Raw genomic sequence first — 606 nt, forward strand, 5'->3', positions numbered from 1 at the left:
CGGCGCTGCTGCCCGGCGGCCGCCCGTCGACCGACCCGCGCGCGCGTGAGGAGGTCGCCGCCGCGTGGGGCGTCGCCGAACTGCCGCACCGCTACGGCCGCGACACCGGACAGATCGTCGAGGCGGCGGCACGCGGTGAGCTCCAGGCGCTGCTGGTCGCGGGCGTGGAGGTCGCCGACCTGCCCGACCCGGCACGCGCGCGTGCGGCGCTCGCCGAGGCCGGGTTCGTGGTGTCGCTGGAGCTGCGGCCCGGCGAGGTCACCGAACTCGCCGACGTCGTCCTGCCGGTCGCCGCGGTCGCGGAGAAGGCCGGCACCTTCCTCAACTGGGAAGGCAGGGTCCGCATGTTCGAGGCGGCGCTCAAGCCCGACCAGATGACCCGGCGGCTCGCGCCCACCGACGCGCGCGTGCTGCAGATGCTGGCCGACGCCATGGACGTCCACCTGGGGCTGCCGGACCTGCGCACCATCCGCGCGGAGCTCGACCGGCTCGGCGCCTGGGACGGCCCCCGGGCCACCGACCCGCTGGAGACCGCGGGCGCGCTGCCCCGGCCGGCCGCCGGGGAGGCCGTGCTCGCCGGGCACCGGCTGCTGCTCGACCACGGTC

The 606-nt window shown here is 77.9% G+C and carries 1 protein-coding gene; it reads left to right on the plus strand.

Annotated features, from left to right (window positions below; translation table 11 throughout):
• A partial coding sequence (locus tag B7767_RS40670; RefSeq protein ID WP_179167520.1) for a molybdopterin-dependent oxidoreductase occupies positions 1-606 on the plus strand: 606 nt, incomplete at both ends.

The organism is Streptomyces sp. 13-12-16 (assembly GCF_002114215.1).
In the GTDB taxonomy this organism is placed as follows: domain Bacteria; phylum Actinomycetota; class Actinomycetes; order Streptomycetales; family Streptomycetaceae; genus Streptomyces.